At 67.8% G+C, this 21,867-nt stretch carries 17 protein-coding genes; 12 read left to right on the top strand and 5 right to left on the bottom strand.

Annotation, left to right across the window (positions count from 1 at the left end; translation table 11 throughout):
* The 5 genes from HUW62_RS33555 to HUW62_RS33575 all read left to right on the top strand — a co-directional run.
* Nucleotides 1–356, top strand: a 356-nt coding sequence (locus tag HUW62_RS33555) for a DUF4150 domain-containing protein (RefSeq protein WP_176436739.1), incomplete at its 5' end; no start/stop codon positions are given.
* Nucleotides 357–451: 95 nt separating this feature from the next.
* Nucleotides 452–970 carry a DUF6484 domain-containing protein gene (locus HUW62_RS33560; protein WP_163866148.1) on the top strand — a complete coding sequence of 173 codons (519 nt, stop codon included), beginning with the start codon at nucleotides 452–454 and terminating at the stop codon, nucleotides 968–970.
* Nucleotides 971–1,121: 151 nt separating this feature from the next.
* Complete coding sequence (locus tag HUW62_RS33565; protein WP_240356411.1) at nucleotides 1,122–1,709, top strand: DUF1629 domain-containing protein; 588 nt, start codon at nucleotides 1,122–1,124, stop codon at nucleotides 1,707–1,709.
* Between the two features lie 11 nt (nucleotides 1,710–1,720).
* On the top strand, nucleotides 1,721–2,539 hold the full coding sequence (locus tag HUW62_RS33570; protein WP_163866147.1) for an immunity 49 family protein: 819 nt from the start codon (nucleotides 1,721–1,723) through the stop codon (nucleotides 2,537–2,539).
* On the top strand, nucleotides 2,536–3,864 hold the full coding sequence (locus tag HUW62_RS33575; protein ID WP_163866146.1) for a TIGR02270 family protein: 1,329 nt from the start codon (nucleotides 2,536–2,538) through the stop codon (nucleotides 3,862–3,864). Before HUW62_RS33570 ends, HUW62_RS33575 begins: the two co-directional genes overlap by 4 nt.
* A gap of 31 nt (nucleotides 3,865–3,895) precedes the next feature.
* On the opposite strand, the gene HUW62_RS33580 is transcribed toward HUW62_RS33575, so the two are convergent.
* From HUW62_RS33580 to HUW62_RS33590, 3 genes are all read right to left on the bottom strand, one after another.
* Nucleotides 3,896–4,285: a hypothetical protein gene (locus HUW62_RS33580; protein ID WP_163866145.1), complete on the bottom strand. Its 390-nt coding sequence runs from the start codon at nucleotides 4,283–4,285 to the stop codon at nucleotides 3,896–3,898.
* Between the two features lie 114 nt (nucleotides 4,286–4,399).
* The gene (locus HUW62_RS33585) at nucleotides 4,400–4,933 is read right to left on the bottom strand and encodes a CinA family protein (RefSeq protein WP_176436740.1); all 534 of its coding nucleotides are present in this window, start codon (nucleotides 4,931–4,933) and stop codon (nucleotides 4,400–4,402) included.
* Nucleotides 4,934–4,951: 18 nt separating this feature from the next.
* Complete coding sequence (locus HUW62_RS33590; RefSeq protein WP_163866144.1) at nucleotides 4,952–6,067, bottom strand: GRAS family protein; 1,116 nt, start codon at nucleotides 6,065–6,067, stop codon at nucleotides 4,952–4,954.
* A gap of 269 nt (nucleotides 6,068–6,336) precedes the next feature.
* Between HUW62_RS33590 and HUW62_RS33595 the strand changes: the two genes are divergently transcribed.
* From HUW62_RS33595 to HUW62_RS33605, 3 genes are all read left to right on the top strand, one after another.
* Nucleotides 6,337–9,099 (top strand): TonB-dependent receptor, encoded by a 2,763-nt coding sequence (locus HUW62_RS33595; protein ID WP_176436741.1) that lies wholly within the window; start codon nucleotides 6,337–6,339, stop codon nucleotides 9,097–9,099.
* Between the two features lies 1 nt (nucleotide 9,100).
* Nucleotides 9,101–10,390 (top strand): hypothetical protein, encoded by a 1,290-nt coding sequence (locus HUW62_RS33600; RefSeq protein WP_176436742.1) that lies wholly within the window; start codon nucleotides 9,101–9,103, stop codon nucleotides 10,388–10,390.
* 98 nt (nucleotides 10,391–10,488) lie between these two features.
* Nucleotides 10,489–11,088: a hypothetical protein gene (locus HUW62_RS33605; RefSeq protein WP_163866141.1), complete on the top strand. Its 600-nt coding sequence runs from the start codon at nucleotides 10,489–10,491 to the stop codon at nucleotides 11,086–11,088.
* A gap of 192 nt (nucleotides 11,089–11,280) precedes the next feature.
* Here HUW62_RS33605 and HUW62_RS33610 read toward each other — a convergent pair whose 3' ends face one another.
* Nucleotides 11,281–13,872, bottom strand: a complete 2,592-nt coding sequence (locus HUW62_RS33610) for a glycoside hydrolase family 15 protein (protein ID WP_176436743.1) — start codon at nucleotides 13,870–13,872, stop codon at nucleotides 11,281–11,283.
* A gap of 210 nt (nucleotides 13,873–14,082) precedes the next feature.
* On the opposite strand from HUW62_RS33610, the gene HUW62_RS33615 reads away from it, so the two are divergent.
* From HUW62_RS33615 to HUW62_RS33630, 4 genes are all read left to right on the top strand, one after another.
* Nucleotides 14,083–16,827 carry a YncE family protein gene (locus HUW62_RS33615; RefSeq protein ID WP_176436744.1) on the top strand — a complete coding sequence of 915 codons (2,745 nt, stop codon included), beginning with the start codon at nucleotides 14,083–14,085 and terminating at the stop codon, nucleotides 16,825–16,827.
* 848 nt (nucleotides 16,828–17,675) lie between these two features.
* Nucleotides 17,676–20,039 carry a P-loop NTPase fold protein gene (locus tag HUW62_RS33620; RefSeq protein WP_176436745.1) on the top strand — a complete coding sequence of 788 codons (2,364 nt, stop codon included), beginning with the start codon at nucleotides 17,676–17,678 and terminating at the stop codon, nucleotides 20,037–20,039.
* Nucleotides 20,040–20,433: 394 nt separating this feature from the next.
* Nucleotides 20,434–20,958 carry a hypothetical protein gene (locus tag HUW62_RS33625; RefSeq protein ID WP_163866137.1) on the top strand — a complete coding sequence of 175 codons (525 nt, stop codon included), beginning with the start codon at nucleotides 20,434–20,436 and terminating at the stop codon, nucleotides 20,956–20,958.
* Between the two features lie 149 nt (nucleotides 20,959–21,107).
* Nucleotides 21,108–21,383 (top strand): hypothetical protein, encoded by a 276-nt coding sequence (locus HUW62_RS33630; RefSeq protein WP_163866136.1) that lies wholly within the window; start codon nucleotides 21,108–21,110, stop codon nucleotides 21,381–21,383.
* Nucleotides 21,384–21,444: 61 nt separating this feature from the next.
* On the opposite strand, the gene HUW62_RS33635 is transcribed toward HUW62_RS33630, so the two are convergent.
* Nucleotides 21,445–21,867 (bottom strand): PAS domain-containing sensor histidine kinase (locus tag HUW62_RS33635; protein WP_255203791.1); only part of this gene is annotated, 423 nt, incomplete at its 5' end.

The following is a 21,867-nucleotide window of genomic DNA, read 5'->3' on the forward strand; positions in this document are numbered from 1 at the left end:
TCCCCCTCCCCTACCCCAACGTCGCGCAATCCTCTGATACCGACAAGGGAACCAAGAAGGTCTCTGTCGCGGGCAATCCAGTATGCGTGAAGGACTCCAACTTCAAGCTGAGCACCGGCGATGAAGCAGGCACTGCGGGAGGCGGCGTGGCCTCCAACAAGACGAAGGGCAAGGCGGAGTTCGTCAACTTCTCCTTCGACGTGAAGTTCGAGGGGAAGAACGTGGCGCGAGCCCTCGACCTGATGCTCCACAACGACAAGAACACCCCTCCGGTTCCTCTCCTCCAGGGTCCCGTCGTGGCCATGGCGGGGGCGGAGGCCAAGCCCAAGTGTCTGGTCTGCGACCATGATGTCTGAGGCGCCGAGCCGAAGCGTCCGCACAGAAGGGGACTCACCTGTCGGATGAATGTGTTTCCCCCACGCCGCTCACCGCCTTCACCAGGTCCTCGTTCATGAGCTCTCAAGCAACCAGCAAGTCTGTCCCACCGCTCCAGGCGCAGGAGCCCATTCTGGGGAGCCGCTCGGGTCAGCTCATGGGGCTCGATGCCTCGGGGGCGCCGCTCGTGGACTTCGCCGGCAACACCCAGGGACCCGTGCCCGCGCGGCTGGCTGTCGCCCTGGAGCCTCGCGGGCTTCAAGAGGCCGTGGCCCGGCGACAGAAAGCGGTCCTCCTGTTCGAGAACGGGGACCCAGCGCTGCCTTTCATCATGGGACTCATCCACGAGCCCAGTCCGACACCGCTGCTGGATGCCTTGCTGGAGCAACCTCCGGAGGCGTCGATCGCGCCCACCGAGGCCCACGTCGACGGCAAGCGCGTGGTCATCGAGGGACAGGATGAAGTGGTCCTCAAGTGCGGAGAGGCCAGCATCACCCTGCGCCGCAATGGCAAGGTCATCATCAAAGGGACCTATCTCGAATCGCGAGCCACCGGCACCCACCGCATCAAGGGTGGTTCGGTGGAGATCAACTAGACAGCGCCCAGGGTCCAGCCTGGGTGCTCCCTGGGGAGGACCGTTCGCCCCAGACTCAGAACACGCCGCCGTTTCCCTTGATGCAGGGACCAGTGGTCGCGGGCGCGGGGACGAACTGGCGAACATCCTCGCCACCCGGTAGGTCCAGCGCATGCCTTCCTTCTCCATCCTTGCCACCAGCAACGACCCTGGGCATTGCCTCATCGACGAAGTCCCGGAGTCACTCGATTCGAAGGTGTGGCGCATCGCCGCGGGGCTCCCCATGGAGCATCGCTATCCAGCCGACGTCGTGCTTCCCATGGACAAAGGGCACAAGGGGCTGGTGGTACCTGACCTCGTCAGCAATACCGAGCGGATCGCCATCGTCTCCATGAGGCTCAAGATGATTCTCGAGCAGCTCTCTGGAGCCCGAATCGAGTTCTTGCCCGTCTCCATCGCCAATCACAAGGGTCGCATCGCCGCGAAGGACTACTTCATCGCCAACGTGCTCGACCATGTGGACTGCATCGACAAGGAGCACAGCGAGGTCCAGCAGTTGGACCCGGACCCCGAGCGACTCTCGGGGCTCTTCCGCCTTCAAGTGCTCGAGGACCGGATTCCGGCGGAGGCCAACCTCTTCAGGCTCAAGCCCATGCCGCCCGCCCTCCTCATTCGAGAGACGCTGCGTGCCCGACTGAGCGCCGAGAACCTCTCTGGCGTCCGCTACATCGAGATGGGCGAAAAATGCGCCATCTACTGAGACCTTGAGTCATGCCCGCTTCGACAACGCTGGAGACCCTCCGAGACGCCTCTCGCTTTGGACTCGAGGAGACCGTCCGTAGCATCCAGCGTCGCGACGCGATGGAGCAGTCCGGGCAGTCCTATGTCGTCGCCGCCATGTGCCACCGCCGACTCGCTTTCTGTGCGCTGCTGGTGGATGCGCGGCCTCACGCCTTCTTCCATCATCTCTGCCATTCCGCGCACGCACGGCATCATCTCCTCCGTCTCGTCGCCAATGGCCACGGTGCCGACCCTCGCTTCCTCTGCGCGACCCGGGAGTTCCCTTTCACCGATGCCCTGGCCGGGGGCCAGCTCGACCTGGCGGTCTCCTTGGCGCAGCTCGCCGCGCGAAAGCATGAGCCCGCCCTCGAATACGAGGACGACTTCCTGCTGTATCACTTCCTTCAGCAGTACTGCTTGAAGCTGAAGGGTGTGGGCGCCCCGGACCTCTCCGCCATCCTGAAGCGCTGGGACGTCGTCCTGGAAGGGGGCTCCGACACCTATCTCGAGATGTGCCGAGCGCTGCTCGCCCATGAGGCCAGTGCGTTTGACGAAGCACTCCAGGCCACCATCGACGCGCGCTTGTTGAAGTTCTCCCGGTTGACGCGGGACTCCGGGCCCAACGACGAACTCCGAAAGACCGAGGGTGCCTTGTTCATGAATGGGCTGGCAGTGCTGCGGCTGGCGGAAATGCAGGGCATGGAGACGCGGCGCGAATACGTCACCATTCCTTCCTTGGCACGTCTGCCCCTGGGGATGTCTCCACCGCCTACGTCAGCCTGGATGGAGACGGAGTCCCATCGCTCATGAGGTCCTCATCCCTTTTGAAGCCCTTGCGGTGGGACCTCTACGAAGAGCATCTCGGCGAGGCCGCCTTCCGGTGGAACCAGTGGGAGAAGGCGCTCGACGCTCCTGACTTCTCGCTCGCGGAGTTGGCCGAACTCGAGGAGTCGTGTGCGGCCCATATCGATGCCTTGGTGTTGGGCGGTGAGCTCGTGGCCCATCGACTGCTCATCCCAGCACTCTCGGAGGAGCCGGAGCGCATTCTCGCCGGGGCACTCGCCCTGCTTCGCGCGGAGTCACCTCCCGGCCCCTCCGCGTTGCTCACCGCGCTCCACACCGCGGAGCCCGAGGCACTGGGCTCCTTCCAACGGGCGTTCGAGCTGGCGCCCACCGCATGCCTCCCTCGGGAGTTCGCGTCCCTGCTGAAGAAGGAAGATGCGGCTCCCGAGCTGTGGGCCTCGGTCATCGATGTCCTGGGAACCCATGGACATGCCACCTCGGCGCTGTGCGCTCCGCTCCTGTTCCGCCCCGAGCCTCATGTGGTCGCCGCCACCCTGCGCGCCCTGGGCCGTGCGCGGCTCCCCGTGGAGCCCGCCGTGATTCAGCGGGCCCTCGGTTCGGATGAGCCTGTCCTCCGTGATGCCGCGCTGACCGTGGGACTGATGAACGGACACGCGGGCGCATGGGCCACCTGCCAGTCCTCGCTGAACTCCACCTCGACCGGCAATCGACTCCCCCTGCTCCTGCTCGGGCTGAGCGGGGACGAGCGGGCCGCGACCAAGCTGGTGGGTCTGCTTTCCCACGAGAAGCTTCGGCCCGATGTGCTGTGGGCTCTCGGCTTCTCCGGGCGCATCCAGGCCGCGGACGCCTGCCTGGAGCTGATGCGCCTCAAACCCGTGGCGGCACTCGCCGCGGAGGCCTTCAGTGCCATCACCGGTCTGGTCATCGCGGGGGACTTCGCCGCCGTGAAAGAGGATGCGGCGGACGAGGCACTGACGCCCTTGGAGGAAGACCTCGAACGAGACCTCTCTCCCAAGCCCGAGGACGACCTGCCTCGGCCCATGGCCGAACAGGTCGCGGCCTGGTGGAAGGAGACACGGCCTCGCCTGGACCCGAAGCAGCGCTACCTCACGGGCAAGCCCTTCTCTCCACAGGGACTCCTTGATGCACTGCTCACCGCGCCCCTCCGTCGGCGCCATGCCCTGGCGCTGGAGCTGGAGCTGCGCAGCCGGGGGGTGCATCAGGTCCCGACGCGCGCGCCCGTGGAGCAACAAGTGCTCGCCTGGAAGAGTGCCCGCGCGGCCCCCGCGTCCAGCTTCAGTCGGCCCTTCGCGGAAGGCCTTCGGGGCTGAAACGGCCACGCACGCCGTGCCCTCACGGGCGCTACGCCGCCCCATGCTCCGCGTCACCATGAATCAGCCAGCGACGCGCGGGAGCGTCTTCCCAGAAGCGGCGCAGAATCTTGTCCGTGTGGCTGTTCTCCGCCACCCGGTTGAGCTGGAGCGCGACAATCTCGCTCTCCACCAGCTCCGCCACGCGCACCACACCCGAGCGCAGGCCGTACTCCTGCACCCGGCGAATCATGTTCGTCGCTTCCGGTGACGCGGGGCGGAAGCGCCTCAGGTCCGCCAGGATTTTGATGTCGCGCCCCGCCAGCGAGTCCGTCGCCCGCGTCAGCTCCCCCACGAAGACCTCCATCTCCTCGACCCGGATGTAGCCCTCCAGGACGAACTCCACGATGGACTCCTCGACCTCCACCCCGATTCGGAACACCGGGCGCTCCTTCGCCACATGGACACACGGAGGCACTTCGCTCCGACGTTCCACAGCGTAGGGGTCACCCCGGCGGGTTCCCAGGCACCCGGGAGTGCGGGGTGAACGTCCAGTTCAAGATTCGACGTTCAACCGCGCGAGCAACAACGCCAACGCGCGCTCCACCACCGCGCCTCGCACCTCACTCCGGTTCCCCGAGAATACGTGCCGCTCCACCGCGGCCGCGCCGTCCCTGCGCAGCACCGCGATGTACACGAGCCCCACCGGCTTCTGCGGCGTGCCCCCCGTCGGCCCGGCGATTCCCGTCTCCGCCACCGCCCAGTCCGCGCGAGAATGCTCGAGCGCCCCTCGCGCCAGCGCCTCCGCCGCCTCCGCGCTCACCGAGCCGTGCGCCTGGAGCAACGCCAGGGACACCCCCAACTGCTCCACCTTCGACTCATGCGAGTACGGCACGAAGCCTCGCTCCACCACCGCGGACGCACCCGGGATGTCCGTCAGCCGCGCGCAAATCAGTCCGCCCGCGCACGCCTCCGCCAGCACCAGCCGGACTCCCGCGCTTCGGCAGCGCTCCAGCACCTGCCTGGCCACGTCCTCACCGCGTCCCTCGTCCGGCACCCGTGCGCCTCCAGCAAGTCCAGGGCGCTCCATCCTCGCACGGACGAGACTTCACGCGCGCGCACCCTCCGGCCGCACGCCCAGCACCGCCACCAGCACCTCGTCCCTCCAGCTCACCCCCACGAGCCCCGGCTCGCGCCGCAGCTCCAGCACCGGGTGCACGCCCTCAGGCCGGACCTGCTCCAACAACTCCAGCGGCACGAAGCCCGCGCGCTTCAGCCTCGCCATCCACGTCGCCGCGAGCTCGTGTCGCTCGCACCGCGCCGACTCGTCCACCGTCCCCACCACGTCCTCCACCTCCCTCCCGAAGAAGCGTTTGATTGCGGCGCGCTCCTCGCGAGGAACCTCCAGCGCGTCCAACAGATGGAAGACCTGCGTGAAGTGCTTCCACGCATTCAGGAAGCGCTCCAGCGGCGGCGCGCGGAAGTGGTCCGTGTTCGGCTCACACATCACCATTCCTGACGGGTCCAGCTCGCACAGGTTTCGCAAGACACCGTCCCGCGCCGCGCCCACGCTCCCCGGCTCCTCCGCCACATGGTGCAGCGCGAAGGCCGCGTTCACCACCCTCGGCCCCGGCAACCCTCGCAACACCGACCACGTCGACTCAGACAAGTTCTCCACAGGCGCCTCCACGCCCACGAAGCGCACCACCGCGCCCACCTCGCGCGCCACCCGCGCCGTGGACTCCTCCGCCTGCGCGAGGCTCGCGCCGCTCGGGTCCACGCCCACCAGCGTCAACCTGCGCGGCAGCGCCCCGCGCTCGGACAACGTCTTCAACAACCGGCCCTCCTGCCGCCCCTGGCCGATTCCCACATCCACCAGCGTGGCCTCGTCCCGCTTCCCCAACAGCTCCACCAACACCGCGTTCGCCAGCGCATCCGCCGCGGAGGCCAGCGGCATGTGCGTCATCAACAGCCGGAACAAATCAATCTGTCGCGCCCCCTGCTCGGGATGTGGATGCAGATAGGGGTTGCGCGGCGCGCCTCCGTCGCCGTCCAGGCGATGCGACACCGCCGTGGCGAAGAGCAGGTAGTCCAGGTCCTCCGGCACCGAGTCCACGTCCAGCAGCGTCTCCAGCGACGCCAGCTCGCGCGCCGCCTCGATGGGCTGACCCGACAAGGTGTGCTCCACCGCTCGGAAGAGCAGCTCATCCTTCACCGTGCGCATGGCCCCGCGGCTCCTTTCCCCAAGACACCGTCGACTCAACGTAGCGGTGCCCTCCAGGGGCCTCCACCCACGCGGCCCGGCCGTCCGCGTGCTTCGTGAGGAGCCACACACGCGGGAGGGACAAACGGGCAGACCACCGTCTTCGTGTGCACGCCTCTCTTGGACCTTTCGCATAGACATCCGCGCGCGGAGTAGGTGAGGCTGCCCCCCGCATGAGAGCGCACCGGCCGGGTGACAGTTCTCCGCGCCTCCGGTGTTGAAGGATTCCCATGCGTTTTGAGCGCAGCTCCCTCCTGCCACTGCTCATCCTGGTGGCAGTGCCCTTCCTCGCACCGGCACAGGGCCTGCCCGTCCCCACCGCCGAGTCCCGCACCCTCGAAGTCGAGCTCCAATCCACCGACGGCGGCACCACCGTGTCCGCCGAGGACGCCACCCGGCTGGGACTCGCCACCGACGGAGGCGAAGCCACGTTGGTGCCTCCCACGCTGGTGGCGGACTCACCCGCGGCGTGGCCCTCGGGCCTGGAGGGCACGCCCGGGGAGGTGACGTTGGAGTTGCGGGTGGACGAACAGGGCGCCGTGGCCGAGGTGAAGGTCATCACCGCCCCCGGCGAGCCCCGCCTCACCGAGGCCGCGCTCCAGGCGGCACCCGGCCTGCGCTTCACCCCCGCGACACTCGCCGGCGTGCCCGTGTCGGTGCGCCTGCCGTTCATCTACCGCTTCGAGCCGCCCGCCGCGCCCGTCCCCGTCGCCACCGCGCGCCTCACCGGCGAGGTGCGCGCGCGAGGCACGCGCCGGCCCCTCGCCGACGCCACCCTTTTCGTCGACGGCGCCACCGAGCCCTCCGGCACCGTGGATGCGCAAGGTCGCTTCGCCCTGGAGCTGCGCCCCGGCACCCACCGCGTGGAGGCACGCGCGCCAGGACACCAGCCGAGCACCTTCGAGGAGACGCTCTCCGAAGGCCAGTCGCTCCAGGTCATCTACCGGCTCCAGCCCGGCCGCGTGAATCCCTACGAGACGGTGGTGCGCGATGACCGGCCTCGCACGGAGGTGACACGCATCACCCTGCACGAGCAGGAGCTCCGCGAGGTGCCCGGCACGCTGGGCGACCCGTTCCGCGTCGTCATGCTGCTGCCGGGCGTGGGAAGCCTCGCCTCGGGCATCAGCTATCCGGTGGTGCGCGGCAGCCAGCCCGCCGCCACCGGCTTCTTCCTCGACGGCGTGCGCATCCCCATGCTGTACCACCTGATGCTCGGGCCCGCGGTGATTCACCCGGACTTCATCGACACCGTGGACTTCTTCCCGGGCTCGCCGCCGGTGCAGTACGGACGGCTCCTGGGTGGCGCGGTGGAGGGACGGCTGAGCCGACCGCGCGAGGACCGGCTGCACGTCACCGCCTACGCGGACCTGCTCAACAGCGGCGGCTTCATCGAGTACCCCTTCGAGAGCACCGGCACCTCCGTCAGCGTCGCGGGCCGCATCAGCTATTCCGCGCTGCTCATCTCCCTCGGCTCCAAGCTGCTCGGCGACGCCGATGCGGAGGGGGTGCACGCCAACTTCTGGGACTATCAGGCACGCATCGAACAGAAGGTGGGCGAGGGCCGCGTGCGCCTGTTCGCCCTGGGCAGCTCGGACGACGTGGGCTCCACCCCGGCCACGGACTACGCCGGCTCCGGCGGAGGCGCCATCGTGTCCCGCTTCCATCGGGTGGACCTGCGCGGCACTCATCCGCTCGCGGGCGGTGAGGCGGAGCTGGGCTTCACGGTGGGCTCGGACGCGCTCGGCCTCACCGGGCAAGAGTCGGAGCTCCTGCCGAGCGGCGCCATGAACATCCGCGACGTGGGCGAGTACGCGCTGCGCCAGACGACCTTCGCGATGCGGGCCGGCTGGAAGCGCCGCCTCGACGAGACGCTGGAGCTGGCCGTGGGCGGCGACGTGGAGCACCGGCGCGCCGCCACCGACATCACCGGCACCGGCATCCCTCCGGGCACCACGCCCGAGGACCCGACGGACCCCATCAAGAGCCCCTCCTCGCTGGCGACCTTCTCCGGCGCCTACGCGGCGGTGACCTGGGCGCCCACCGAGAAGTGGGTGCTCCAGCCGGGCGTGCGCGTGGACAACTACCACCTGTCTCCGGGCATCAACCACACGGTGGTGGAGCCTCGGCTCACCGTCCGCCACCAACTCCACGACACGCTCGTGCTCAAGGGCGGCGCGGGCGTCTTCCACCAGTCGCCCACCGTGCTGGTGCACCTGCCCGCCGTGGACACCGCCAGCCTCCGCTACGGACTCCAGGAGGGCCTCCAGTTCGACGTGGGCGCGGAGTGGAAGGCCCTGGAGGGCCTGGAGCTGAGCGGCGACGCCTTCTACAACCCGCTCACTCGCGCGGTGGAGCTGGACCTCCAGCAGGTGGTGGAGAACCGCCGCCGCCGGGGACTCGCCGCCCCGGACCCTTCCGCGAGCGGCTACGCGTATGGCTTCGAGCTGATGGCCCGACACCCGCTGGGCCGCGACTGGTTCGGCTGGGTCTCCTACAGCTTCCTCCAGAGCAAGCGCCGCGTGCGCTTCGACCGCTACAGCGACGAGGACCGCGTGGTGAGCACGGAGGAAGGCACGCTGCCCTTCGCCTTCGAGCAGGCCCACGTCATCAACGCCGCGCTCAGCTACAAGTTCGGAAACAACTGGACGGTGGGCACCGTGGTGCACTTCAACACCGGCCGCCCCGAGTCCGGCGAAATCACCACCCTCACCCAGCGCCTGGTGACGACGCCGGAGGGACGCCAGGAATGGGTGCGACAGGACCGGGACATGGCCGAGCAACTGGACGCGTTCTTCCGCGTGGACCTGCGCGTCGCGAAGTCGTGGGCGATGGAGGACTTCACGCTCGACGCCTACCTGGACATCCTCAACGTCTCCGCCCGGCAGGAAGTGATTGCCTATGAGTATGGCTTTGACCGGCAAGGCAACGCGGAGCGCAAGCCCATGAGCCTGCCCATCATCCTCCCGCTCCTCGGCGTGAAGGGGACCTACTGACATGCGCCACCTGCTCCGCCCCCTCGCCCTGCTCGCGCTCCTCTCGACGGGCTGCGAGCGCAGACCCGAGGACCCCATCTTCGTCCATGGCCGGCTGAAGCACCTGGACGGCTCGCCGAGCGTCGACACGCCGCTGACGCTGGAGCGCAAGGTGCACCTGCGCGCGGGCAACGTCGACCCGGCCGCGGAGGGTCCTTTCGAGCCCTACCTGGAGAGCCGCAGCGGACGCGGAGGGGACTTCACGCTGGAGGTCCTCTACGGCGACGCCATCGACGAGCGCTCCTCCGACTTCGTCCAGTATCGCTTCCGCGTCACCGCGCCGCTGGAGGACGGCCATGGCGTCTTCAGCTCGTTCGTCTTCTACGACGACGCGGAGCTCCCCACGCTGCGACCCTGGGCGCCCCACCTCGCGCTGACCCAGGGCGCGGAGGGCCCCGAGCTGTCCTTCGACGCCGCGCCGCCTCCGCCGCCGCTGCCACCCTCCGCGAAGCTCCCGGAAATCTATTACCCAGACAGTGGCCCGAAATACATCGAGCCCCTCACTCCGCACCCGGTGGTGCAGCTCCATGGACCCGGCGGCCGCGTGTGGGAGGCGCATGACCCCGCGTCGCCCTGGAGGCCCCATCCGTATCTCCTGGAGGACTTCCCGGGCGTGGAGGCCCAGGTGCGCGCGGTGACGCTGGGCTCGTGGAACTTCTATCCGCTCGCCGCGAACAGCAGCAACGTGTCGTACCGCGTGGAGTGGCGGGGCCCTCGCCTGCCCGTTCCCACCGGGACGCTGCGCCCCGTCAGCCGTGGCACCTCCTGCGGGCCGTCTCCCACCGGAGCGCCGTGTCCGTATACGGATGGCTCGCTCCTCCTCGTGCGGACGTCCCCTGAACACGACAACACCGGCGTGAGCGACGTGACACTCGAATGGGAGACCCCCATCCGTCCCCGGCGCGCGGTCATCCGCGATTTGCAGGTGCTGGAGGGCTACGCGCCCGTCATGAACATCCGCGTGGAGGGCAGCCTGGATGGTGCCGACTGGTCGACGCTCGCGGAGGTTCCCTATCGGAACTTCGACCCGGAAGACCCCCACGGGCCCGTGTTCTTCACCGCGATTGAATCGACGGAGGCGGACAGTCCCTACGGAGACGGACCGTTGGATGTGTTGCGCAAGGCGCGCTTCCTCGACGTGCCGCTCTCGGGGGACGCGCCCGCTCGCCTGGTGCGATTGCAGGTGAAGTCGGAGGACGGGAGTTCCGCCCTCTTCATCTACGCGCTCTCCGAGTTGTCTGTCTTCGAATAGCGCGCGCGTCCCAATCGCCCTGGAGAGCAGGTTGCCGCGTGGGGGACACGTGCTGACGTTCCGCGAGGAAAGCCACACTGCCTTGAAGGAGCAGGCCCTTGCGTACGATTCCCTCGAAGAAGATGTCCCTGTTGTCGGAGACCGAAGCCCGGCTCGTGTTGTCCAGCGCGCCCCGCAACGTCACCGAGCTGTCCACCCGCGAGCTGCGCGGTCGCATCCAACGCGCGCGGCGACTGATGACCAAGTACGAGGACCAGGCGCGCCGTCAGCAGCGTGAGGCCATGGGCCGGCGGCAGCCGACCCGCTCCCGCCGCGCCATGGGCAATGCCAACACCATGCGCAAGGCCACGTACTTCCGTCAGGCCATGATGCGCTTCGAGAAGCGCCTGGCCATGATGGAGCGCCGTGAGGCGATGGAGGCCAAGCGCACCCGCACCATGCGCAAGATGGGCACCGCGCGGAGGGCGACTCGCAAGACGACGTCGGTCCGTCGGGCCACGCGAGTCGTTGGGGGGCGCAAGCCCGTGCGCCGCGCGCGCACCGCTGGCCGCACCGCCACCGCGTCCGTGCGCGCGACGAGGGCCCAGCGCGCCAAAGGGGGTGCGCGCAAGCAGCGGCGCTTTGGCGCCGTCCGTCGCACCGCGCACACCACCTCTCGCAATCGTCGCACCCAGGCCCGGAGCGACAGCCGGCGCTGAAGCCCGCGCGGTCTACGTCAGAGGGGTGGCGGAGATGCTCGCCCACTTCTCACACATCGCATGGTGAGGAGTCAGCGGGCCCACGCGCCGAATGGACCGTCTCCATTCGGGAGTCTGGAGTGAGGCACCGAGCGTCCGCGGCTCGGTGCCTGCCTCATGATGCGCCGGGCCTTCTGAGTCGAGGCCCGCGTGTCAGGCCCGGCGACGCCGCGTCAGCGCGGTGAGCCCCGCGAGCCCCAGCATCAACCACACCGCCATCGCGCCAGGGCCCGAGGCACTGCACCCGCCGCCACTGACGAGCGGCGTCTCCGGGTTCCCCGCATCCGGCACAAAAGGACCGGCATCCGGCTCACCCGTCCCCGCGTCCGGCGTACCCGGTCCCGCATCCGGCGGCTTGGACAACGTGCTCTCATCCAGGTACGCGCCGCACGCCGGGTCCGCCGTGCCGTCCGCGCGATGCGCCAGCGCGAGCGCATACGCCCCGGCGCCGAAGCCCACCATCGGCACGTTGAACTTGTAGGTGCCGTTCAGCTCGTCGTACGTCTCCGACACCGCCAGGTAGTTCTTCAGCGACTGGTCCGTCACCCACTTCATCACCCGCTCCGCGCGCTCCGGGTTGCCCGCCATCCGGTGCGCCATCGCGCCCCGCAGGCTGACGATGACCCACTCCGCGCTGTCGTACTCGCTGCCCCACGGGCTCATGTCCGCGCCGCCCGTGTGGTCATAGCGGTCATCGTTGCGAGACCAGCCCGCGCCCGCCGGCGACGACAGCCGCAGGTCCAACCCGCGAATCGTCTCCCGCGCAATCTTCCCCGCCGGGTCGAACAGCTCGAACGCGAACGCGTCGAACACCGCCGAGTCCCAGTACCCCCGGCCCGACTTCAGCTCCTCCAGGTTGGAGGCCAGCGCGAAGTTGCCGTCCGTCAGCTTCTCCGCCATGGCCCGGCGGATGGACTCGCCCGCGGCGCGGTAGCGCGTCGCACGCTCGGCGTCGCCCACGCGCTCGGCCAGCACCGCCGCGTCACACAGGCCGCGCGCCGCCGTCAGGCTCGTGTACGCCCAGGCGCGCTGCCGCCCGTTCCAGTGCGTCTCCCAGATGGACGAGTCCGGACGGATGAGCCCCGTCTCCGGGTCGATGAGGGCCACCAGCGCGTCGCCCACCTTCGTCGACACCGTCGGCCAGTACTCGTTTACCAGCGTGAGGTCCCCCGTGGTGCGCTCGTAGTGCCGCAGCGCCCAGAGGAAGAGGCCGAAGCCGTCGAACTCGAGGTTGGGCCCCGCCTCGTTGAAGTCCGTCTCCTCCACGCCGAAGCCGTGGTAGCGCGTGAGCGTGATGATGTACGGCGGCATCGAGTACGGCTGCAGCTCGCGCCAGCTCTGGAACCGACCGCTGTCCGCGTTCAGGTAGTACGCCAGCGCCTCGCGCGCGTCGCTCCGCATGCCCAGCGTGGCCATCGCCGCCGCCGCGTAGGCGCCGTCCCGAATCCACGCGTAGGTCCACTGGCCCGGAGGAAGGCTCGCCAGCACCGCGCCCTTGCCCGCGTGCTTCACCATGCCCGGCAGCGTCGCCGGCGCGCCATTGGGCGCCTTGAAGCGCGTCAGGCGCGTCTCGCCATCCCGGGTCAGGAACTCGCGCATGAACGTCTCGGACTCGCGGACCTGCGCCATGTGCATCACCACCGCCGACTGGCGCACCAGCGACTCCTCGTTCTCCGCCGTGCCCGTCGGCACCTTCACCGTGTCCGTCTGGAAGGTCGCCCAGCGCGCGACTTCCGCCTCCACCAGCGCCTTCGCATCCAGCCCGCCCACGTAGTCCGACAGCCACTGCCGCGCCGTGGACGTGCCCTCGGGATTGCCGAAGTGCACGAAGGCCACGCCCGCCCACTTCTCCGCGCCCGCCGCGATGTCCCCCAGGTTGAACTGGTACGCCGAGGCCCAGCCCGTCCCCGCCGCCGGCGGCGCCGTGAACTCCTGCAGGTCCTGCTGCCCTCCGCCCTGCACCACGTTGAAGGCGTTGCCCGCGCCCGTCGCCGCCGACAGCCACGCCGCCTTCCGAGTCACCGCCCCCAACGGCCGTCCCACCACCACGCCCGCGAAGCCCTTCTCCACGAAGTCGTTGCCGCTGACCTCCACCGTCTCGCCATTCTCATCCAGGTCCGCCATCACTCCGGGCCGACCGAAGCCGACATGGAAGTTGTGGAGCGAGAACACGCTCACCCCCGTGGACGCCGCCGCGCCCGTGTTGCGCACGCGCACCGCCATCACGAACGAGGCATGCGGAACGGACTGGGGCGCGAAGACATACGTCGTCACCTCCAGCGTCCCCACCCGCTGCACCATCGTCGCCAGGCCCGTGCCGCCCGTCTTCCCAGCCCCCCACGCCGCATAGCCGCTGGCGTCCAGGTCCGCGTCCTGCGTGCTCAGCCAGCGCTGCGTCCCGCCCGAGCGCAGGCCGAAGAACGCGTCGAACAACACGTCGCGCGCGTGCACCACCTGCGGCTGGCTTCGCACGAAGACGTCGTTGCCCAGCGCGTCGATGACGGGCTCCTCCGTCGCGAAGAGGTGCTCGCGGAAGTGCGACACCTTCTTCTGCTCCAAATCCAGCATCACCGCGCCGTGCCCGTTCGACGACGGCAGCTTCAGGAAGGTGCGCTTGACGGCGACCTCGGCGCGCGCATCCGACGTCAGGCCACACAGCAGGGAGGTCAGGAAGAGGGCCACGGCACGCACGACGCTCGAAGTCGCACGGCCAGGGCCATGACACGGGAGGGGGAGACGCTTCATGCGGCGGATTCTGGAGTGCTTCCCGCCCGGGGCCAACCTGGGACCTCCCATCCGGTGCGAACCAAGGGTTCCCGAGGACCCTTCGCACCCGGCCGCGACCCGAGTCAGCCACTCGTGTTACAGGTTCGCGTTTGTCAGAATAAACAGACTTAACAGATTTAGCGGAAATCTCCATCCAGGGCGAGCCTGAGGGTTCGCACAGGAGGTCGCATGTCCCGTGTCCGAGGGTTGCTGCTCTCGTTGTTGCCGTGTCTCGTGCTGGTGACGAGCCCCGCTGGGGCGCAGTCGCCCGGCGCTTTCGTGAACTGGGAGCATCCGCACGTCCACCCGTTGGAGCTGACGCCGGATGGCACGCGCCTGCTCGCGGTGAATACGGCGGACAACCGGCTCCTGGTGTTCTCCGTGGCGAGCGGCACGCCCGTGCTCACCGCCTCCATCTCCGTGGGCCTGGACCCCGTCTCCGTGCGAGCCCGGAGCAACACCGAGGCGTGGGTGGTCAACCACGTCTCCGACAGCGTCAGCATCGTCGACCTCACCACGCTCAACGTGAAGACCACCGTGCCCACGGATGACGAGCCCGCGGACGTCATCTTCGCGGGCTCGCCGCAGCGCGCGTTCATCTCCTGCTCGCAGGTCAACCGCGTGCTGGTGGTGGACGCGGCCAATCCGCTCGCCACGCCCACGCGGCTTGCGTTGCAGGGTGAGGAGCCTCGCGCGCTCGCCGTCAACGCGGCGGGCACGCAGGTCTATGTGGCGTTCTTCGAGTCTGGCAATCGCAGCACGGTGCTCGGGGGTGGCAACGCGATGGGAGGCGGAGGGTTTCCTCCCAACGTGGTGAGCAGCAGCGTGGGGCCCTATGGAGGCGTCAATCCGCCGCCCAACTCGGGCAGCGCGTTCAATCCGCCCAGGAAGAGTGGCAACCCGGCGCCTCCTCCCGTGGCGCTCATCGTGAAGAAGAACGCCGGTGGCCAGTGGATGGACGACAACAGCCGTGATTGGACGAGCGTCGTCTCCGGGAGCAACGCGGCGGCTTCGGGGCGCCGCCCGGGTTGGGATTTGCCGGACCGGGACGTGGCCATCATCAACGCGTCCACCCTGGCCGTGACGTATGCCAGCGGGTTGATGAACCTGGACATGGCGCTGGCCGTTCACCCGGGTGGCCATGTCGTCGTGGTGGGCACGGACGCGGTGAACGAGGTCCGCTTCGAGCCCAACATCAATGGCCGCTTCCTGCGCGTCCTGGCCGCGTCATTCGACCCGGCGCTTCCGTCCGTCGTCTCCCGCTTCGACCTCAATCCGCACCTCACGTACACCACGGGCACGGTGCCGCAGGCGACGCGGCAGCTCGCGCTCGGAGACCCTCGGGGGCTCGCGTGGAACGCGGACGGGAGCCGCGTCTACATCACGGGCATGGGCTCCAACAACGTCGCTGTCATGAACGACTCGGGCGGCCGGATTACGCAGGTGACGGTGGGCGAGGGGCCCACGGGCGTGGTGATTTCAGGGACGCGGCTCTACGTGCTCAACAAGTTCGCGGCGAGCGTGTCCGTGGTGGATACGGTCTCCAATACCGAGGTGGCTCGGGTGCCGTTCTTCGACCCGTCTCCGGGCGCCATCAAGGTCGGCCGCAAGCACCTGTATGACACGCACAAGGGCTCTGGCCTGGGGCACGTGTCGTGCGCGTCGTGCCACATCGATGGGCGGTTGGACAGGCTCGCGTGGGATTTGGGAGACCCGGCCGGGGACATGAAGGCCGTGACGGGACAGAACCTGGGCATGAACATCCCCGGGCTGAACACGGGCTTCCAGCCGTGGCACTCGATGAAGGGGCCCATGACGACGCAGACGCTCCAGGACATCATCGGCAAGGAGCCACTGCACTGGCGGGGAGACCGCGCGGGCATCGAGGAGTTCAACGGCGCCTTCCTCAGCCTCCAGGGGGATGACACGCAGCTCACCGTCATCGAGATGCAGCAGTTCGAGGACTTCCTCGCCACGCTGACGTATGCCCCGAATCCGTTCCGGAACATCGACAACACACTGCCCACGAGCCTGCCGCTGCCAGGGCATGTCACGACGGGGCGGTTCGGCACGGCGGGGCTGCCGCTGCCCAATGGGAACGCGGTGAATGGGCTGAACATGTATCGGCCGCCGCGGCTGTTGGACTCGGGGGCGTTCGCCTGCTCGACGTGTCACACGCTGCCCACGGGACTGGGCGCGGATGTGCGGTGGACGGGGAGCCAGTTCATTCCCGTCTCCGCGGGCCCGAGCGGCGAGCGTCACACGGGGCTTGTGTCCGTGGATGGGTTCACGAACGTGACGATGAAGATTTCGCAGTTGAGGAATCTCTACGAGAAGGTGGGCATGGACTTCACGCAGACGTCGAACATCGCGGGCTTCGGGTTCTCGCATGACGGCAGCGTGGACACGATTGCGCGCTTCATCACCGAGCCGGTGTTCACGCTCCAGAGCAACCAGGAGGTCGCGGACATGGTGGCGTTCATGCTGGCGTTCTCGGGCTCGGACCTGCCCAAGGGCACGGCGACCACGGTGCTGGAGCCGCCGGGTCCGGACAGCAAGGACACGCACGCGGCGGTGGGGCGGCAGGTGACGCTGACCACTCCGAGCCCCACTCCCGCACAGGCGAGCACCTTGTCCACGTTCCTCGCGCTGGCGGACAGCGGGAAGGTGGGCCTGGTGGTGAAGGGGAACCAGGGTGGAATTGCTCGCGGGGCCACTTACATGGGTGGAGGCATGTTCCAGACGGACCGGGCGCTGGAGACCGTCGCCGCGTCACTGCTCCAGACGCTGGCGGTTGCTGGGAGTGAGTTGACGTACACGGTGGTGCCGAAGGGCTCGGAGGTGCGGATTGGCATCGACCGGGACTTGGACGGTGCGCTGGACCGTGACGAGTTGGACCGCGGCACCCGACCGGATGATGCGACGAGCAGGTAGGACAGGGTGAGGTGTGCCGTGGAACTGGGGTGATTGGGTCCACGGCGCTGCTTCTCCTGGAGGTCGCTGGGACCCGGCTATCCTTCTTGCGCGGGACGGTGCCAACATCGTTGGCGCTGTGAATCCGCGCAGGGGGGGACATGCAGCGACCGGCAGAAGATGAAAGCGTCGAGGCGGCCGAGGACGCAGGGCCGTTCATGGTCCAATTCCAGGACATGGATACCGGCGCGGTGACGGAGATGCGGCCCGTCTCCAACGACCTCGCCTCACTGCTCGGACGCGCCGTGCTGATTTCCATGGCCCAAGGGTCATCTTCCAATGACCCATCCTCGGGCCAGGCCCACCTGTCCTTCTCGTCGGTCATGGGCGCCATTGGCAGTTCGCGCGACCCAATCTCTGACTGGGTGACGCAGGAGATCGCGCAGTCCGGCACGGACCTGAATCATGTCTTGTCTTCCATACAGCTCTCGACTGAGCAAATCGAGCGCTTCAGATCCATGTCGTCTTCCGCAAGGAAATTGGAGACGCCTCTCACCTGGACGGTCTCGATACGCGAGGCAGTGCAGAAGGCCGAAGATTTCTTTATCAGTACGTCCGTCCCAGCATCTCAGGCCCTGGACGTACGCCACCTCGTCGCGGCGTTTCTGTGGCTGCCCCATTTTCACGACGGCGACTTCCGCGAGATGCGGCTGGACCGTCGGCAACTCCAAGAGCCTTTCGTCCAGTTGGTGTCCTCGCTCTATCCCGAAGAGGCTGAGTACTGGCGGGAGCATCTTCCTCGCGGAAGCCCCACGGAACACACGCAGGCATCCACGCAGCCGACACCACCTCCCGTGTCAGCGTCTCACTTGAGCTGGCTGGACAATGACACACAGCGCACCCTCTATTCTCCTCGCTACGACGCGGATGGTCGAGAGGACGAAGACCTCTTGGACATCGACCGCGACGTCGATGCGCTCAGCGCGTTGATTGCCTCGCGCACCATGGCTCCGCCTCTGTCTCTCGGTGTGTTCGGAGAGTGGGGCTCGGGCAAGTCGTTCTTCATGCACCACCTGCGCAAGCGTGTGGAAGAACTGGCGGACCGGGCAGTGAAGTCCCAGCGTCCCCAGCGGGAAGTCGCCTTCTACAAGAACATCATCCAGATTGAGTTCAACGCCTGGCACTACGCAGAAGGCAACCTGTGGGCCAGCCTCGTCGAGCACATCTTCCGCAACCTCCGAAAGCGACACGACGAGTCCGAGACGGACATCGGCAAGCGACGCGATGACCTGCTCGCACGACTCGCGAAGCGGGAAGCGGAGTTGCTCGCGAAACAGGCCGCAGTCACCGCGAAGGAAGCCGAGGTCGCGCTGGCGCAGCAGAAGGTCGGTGAGCTGGAACAACAGAAGGAATCGAAGCGCGTCGAGTTGGAACAGGCTCTCTCCGAAAAGCGCACCCTGCTCGAACTGATGCCCGCCACCTTGAAGCTCGAGGAGGGTGTCCAGAAGAGGGCCACCGCATGGCTGGATGAAACCGGCTTCAGCTCGCTGGGACGTACGGCCTTCGAGTTGCGGGATGCTCTCGGCAATGCTCAGGCCGAGCTGCGACGGACTGGCGGATTCATTGCATCCCTCTTGGACACACGAAGCGCGAACAAGCGGCTGCGTCCTCCCGCCATCATCCTGCTCGGCTCCCTCGCCTTGAGCCTGGTGCTTCCGTTCGTGCTCGACTGGTTCGGCAAGCAGAACCTCGCGGGCCTGACTGCCGGACTCACGACGCTGACCGGTCTCGTGACCTCCGGGACCATCTGGCTCCAGCGGCAGACCGCGTGGCTTCGGGAGCGAAGAGAACAGAACGAAGCACGACTGCGCGAAGTCGAGCAGGCCATCGAGACCGAACTCCAGAAGCGACTCAAGCCACTCGATGAGACCGTACAGGCCGCTCGCGAGCAGGTCGCCGCACTGACCCAAGCGGAGGAACAGCAGCGAGCGTCCATGGCCAAGGCCCAGGACGAAGTCCTCCAACTGAAGCAGGCCATCGCCGAGCTCTCCAGCGCGCGCCTGCTCGACAAGTTCATCGAGAACCGCACCGGCAGCGACGACTACCGCAAGCACCTGGGCCTCGTCGCGCTCATCCGCAGGGACTTCGAGGAGCTGTCCCGGCTGATGGAGGCGGTCAACCGCGATGAACAGACGGACCCGAACGTCCCCGCCATCAATCGCATCGTCCTCTACATCGATGACCTGGACCGCTGCTCGGAGGACACCGTGGTGAAGGTGCTCCAGGCCGTGCACCTGCTCCTCGCATTCCCGCTGTTCGTCGTCGTGGTGGGCGTGGACTCGCGCTGGGTGGCCCGCTGCCTGAACCACACCTTCAAGGACCTGCTGAAGCAGGAGGATGCGAAGGCGCTGCCCCTGGATGCGATGACGCCGGGAGCAACGGCCTACGACTACCTGGAGAAGATCTTCCAGATTCCCATCTGGCTGCGACCCGTGAGCAACGACCACCGCACGAGTATGGTGCGCGGGTTGCTTGCCCGTCCTTCCTCCGAGGAACACTCGCAGCAGGCCAAGGTCCTGGAGCTGAAGCCCGGGCTCGTCGCGGACAATCGCGGCACCATCGAGGCCCACGCAGCGCGAGACGACAGCACACAGGGCGCACAGTTCCCGGCGAAGACCGCGCAGGACTCGGGCACCGCGCCACAAGCCGCGTCTGGACACGGCAAGCCGAAGTCCTCCACATCATCCAGCGACACGCGAGACACCTCGAACGAGCAGGAGGACCTCAATCCGCCCAGCCTCATCATCAGTGAGAAGGAGCTGGCCTTCATCGACTGTCTGGGCCCCCTGCTGAGCCCCACGCCTCGTGTGCTCAAGCGCTTCGCGAACACCTATCGACTCATCAAGGCATGTGTTCCGAGTGACGGACAAGCCGAGTTCATGGGCGAGGGACATGAGGGAACCTCTCCGTCCCAGGTGTGCCTGTTGCTGCTGACGCTCGTCACCTCGAAGCCGGAGCTCGCCGAGGAGTTCTTCGCGCTGCTCAAGCTCCACGAACGCGAAAAGGAACGGCTCATGACGCTCGGAGATCTCAGCACCCTTTCCACTGAGCAGGAGCCCATCATCCCGGAGCTGTTCGCCTGGCTCGGCACTATGTCCCCCGCGTTCCAGAGCACTCCGCTCGCCCTGGTCCGGAAGCTCGTCCCCTGGGTCACCCGCTTCAGCTTCAGGTAGGCATGGGCCTCGCGCACGGAGGCGACTCCGTGCCACAGCGATGTGACACGGCCGGAGTCTCCGTGCGTCATGGGTTTTCCGTACCGAGCCCCCACTGCTCGAATTACCCCGCGCCGCGAATCCAGCGGCCCGTGCGCTGGATTTCGACACGGCCTCCACCCCTGGCTGCGACACCGTGCGTCGCCCGCATCGAGAGGTGTCAACTCCCGGACTCTCCTGGGGTTTCTCCTCGGAGCCCATCGCTGACGACTGCATCCGCGTTCAGCCCGGCGCCACCCCGTGGCGTCAGGACACAAGCGGTTGTCGCCCACGATGTTTCAAGACATGGGACTCATGACGTTCTGTCACATGAACAGCCCTCGGTCGCCCAGGCCGAAGCACGGGGGGGAACCACATGATGTCGCTCGCCAGGTCCACGACGAGTCTCTGGAAGACGCTGAGCTGCTTCCTCCGAGTCCTCATGACGCAGGTGCTCTACGTCGCACCGCTCTTCTGGTTCATGGAGCTGTCCCAGAACGTGGCCTGGCGCTGGATGAACAAGGACTGGGGCTGGTACTACCCCGAGTCCCCGTACCACTGGTTCTCCTTCGGCAGCATGATGCTCTGGGCCGGCTGCGTCGGCCTGCTGTGGACCCTGCACTACTTCTGGTTCTACCCGCGCCGCGTCAAGGTGTGGACCCGCGTGGTCGTCGGCGCCATGGTCTGCTGGATGGGCGAGTGGTTCGGCGGCTACATGGCCGCCAACGTCTTCAACCACCCGCTGCAAGTGTGGCCCGGCTCTCCGCTCGTCTACGTCCACTACGCCGCCATCTTCTTCTGGGTCAGCAACGTCATCGTCTACCACCTCGTCACGGTGAACGTGGTCGACCTCACGCCCACCTATGACGCGCCCCCGGACACCGGCGCGCAGGTGGCCTGAGTCTCCGGCAACCCGGCCCTCCAGGGCCATGCGTCGCCGTGGAGTGAACACATGACATGGAGTCCGCGCGAACACTGTGAGGCTGGTGTCTGGCCCCGGTCCGCGCGAGGCAAGGTGAGCGTGGTTCCACGCAACCTGGAGTAGGCCCCATGTTCAACAAGCTGTTCCTGTCCGCCGTGGTGATGTCGGTGAGCGTGCTGGGCGTCCTGGCCACGCAAGACAACGAGGCCGAGCGCATGGAAGGGGAAGAGCCCCTCTGTGTCGCCCTGGCCTCGGCCCCGGCGCTCACGCGTCTGGGCCCCACCGCCGTCTGTCGCCCAGCCTGCGAGAGCGGCCGGCAAGGGTGTCTCGACGCGTGTTCGGGCACCCCCGGGTGCGACTACGCCTGCTACGAGCTCTACGCCAGTTGTTGCGAACGTCCGTAGCGAGGGGGCCTGACTCCAGCCCGGTGGCACCCGTGAAGACGGTGTGCCGCCCGCCCCTGGCTCAGCCCGTGGCCGCCACCGCGGCGCTCCCGCCGTGAGCTTCCAGCGGCAGCTTCAGTCGTGCCCGGCAACCACGTCCCTCGGGACGGTTCTCCAGGCGCAGCGTCCCGCCGTGCGCCTCCGCAATCTGGCGGCATAGCGCGAGGCCGATGCCGCTGCCCTGCGGCTTCGTGGTGAAGAAGGGCACGAAGAGGTTGCCCGTGTCCGCGAGGCCCGGGCCCTCGTCTTCCACCCAGACCTCCACCGCGCCCGGCGTCAGCACCGCCCACGACACCCAGACCCCTGCGCCCGGGGCCTCGCCCAGCACCGCGTCCACCGCGTTGCGCACCAGGTTGATGAGCAATTGCTCCAACTGGTCCGAGTCCCCACGCACCGCCAAAGCCGGGCCCGCCCGCACCGCCACCGGCCGCCGATGCTCCAGCGC

The sequence above is a fragment of the Myxococcus sp. AM011 genome (assembly GCF_013372595.1).
Lineage (GTDB): Bacteria > Myxococcota > Myxococcia > Myxococcales > Myxococcaceae > Myxococcus > Myxococcus eversor.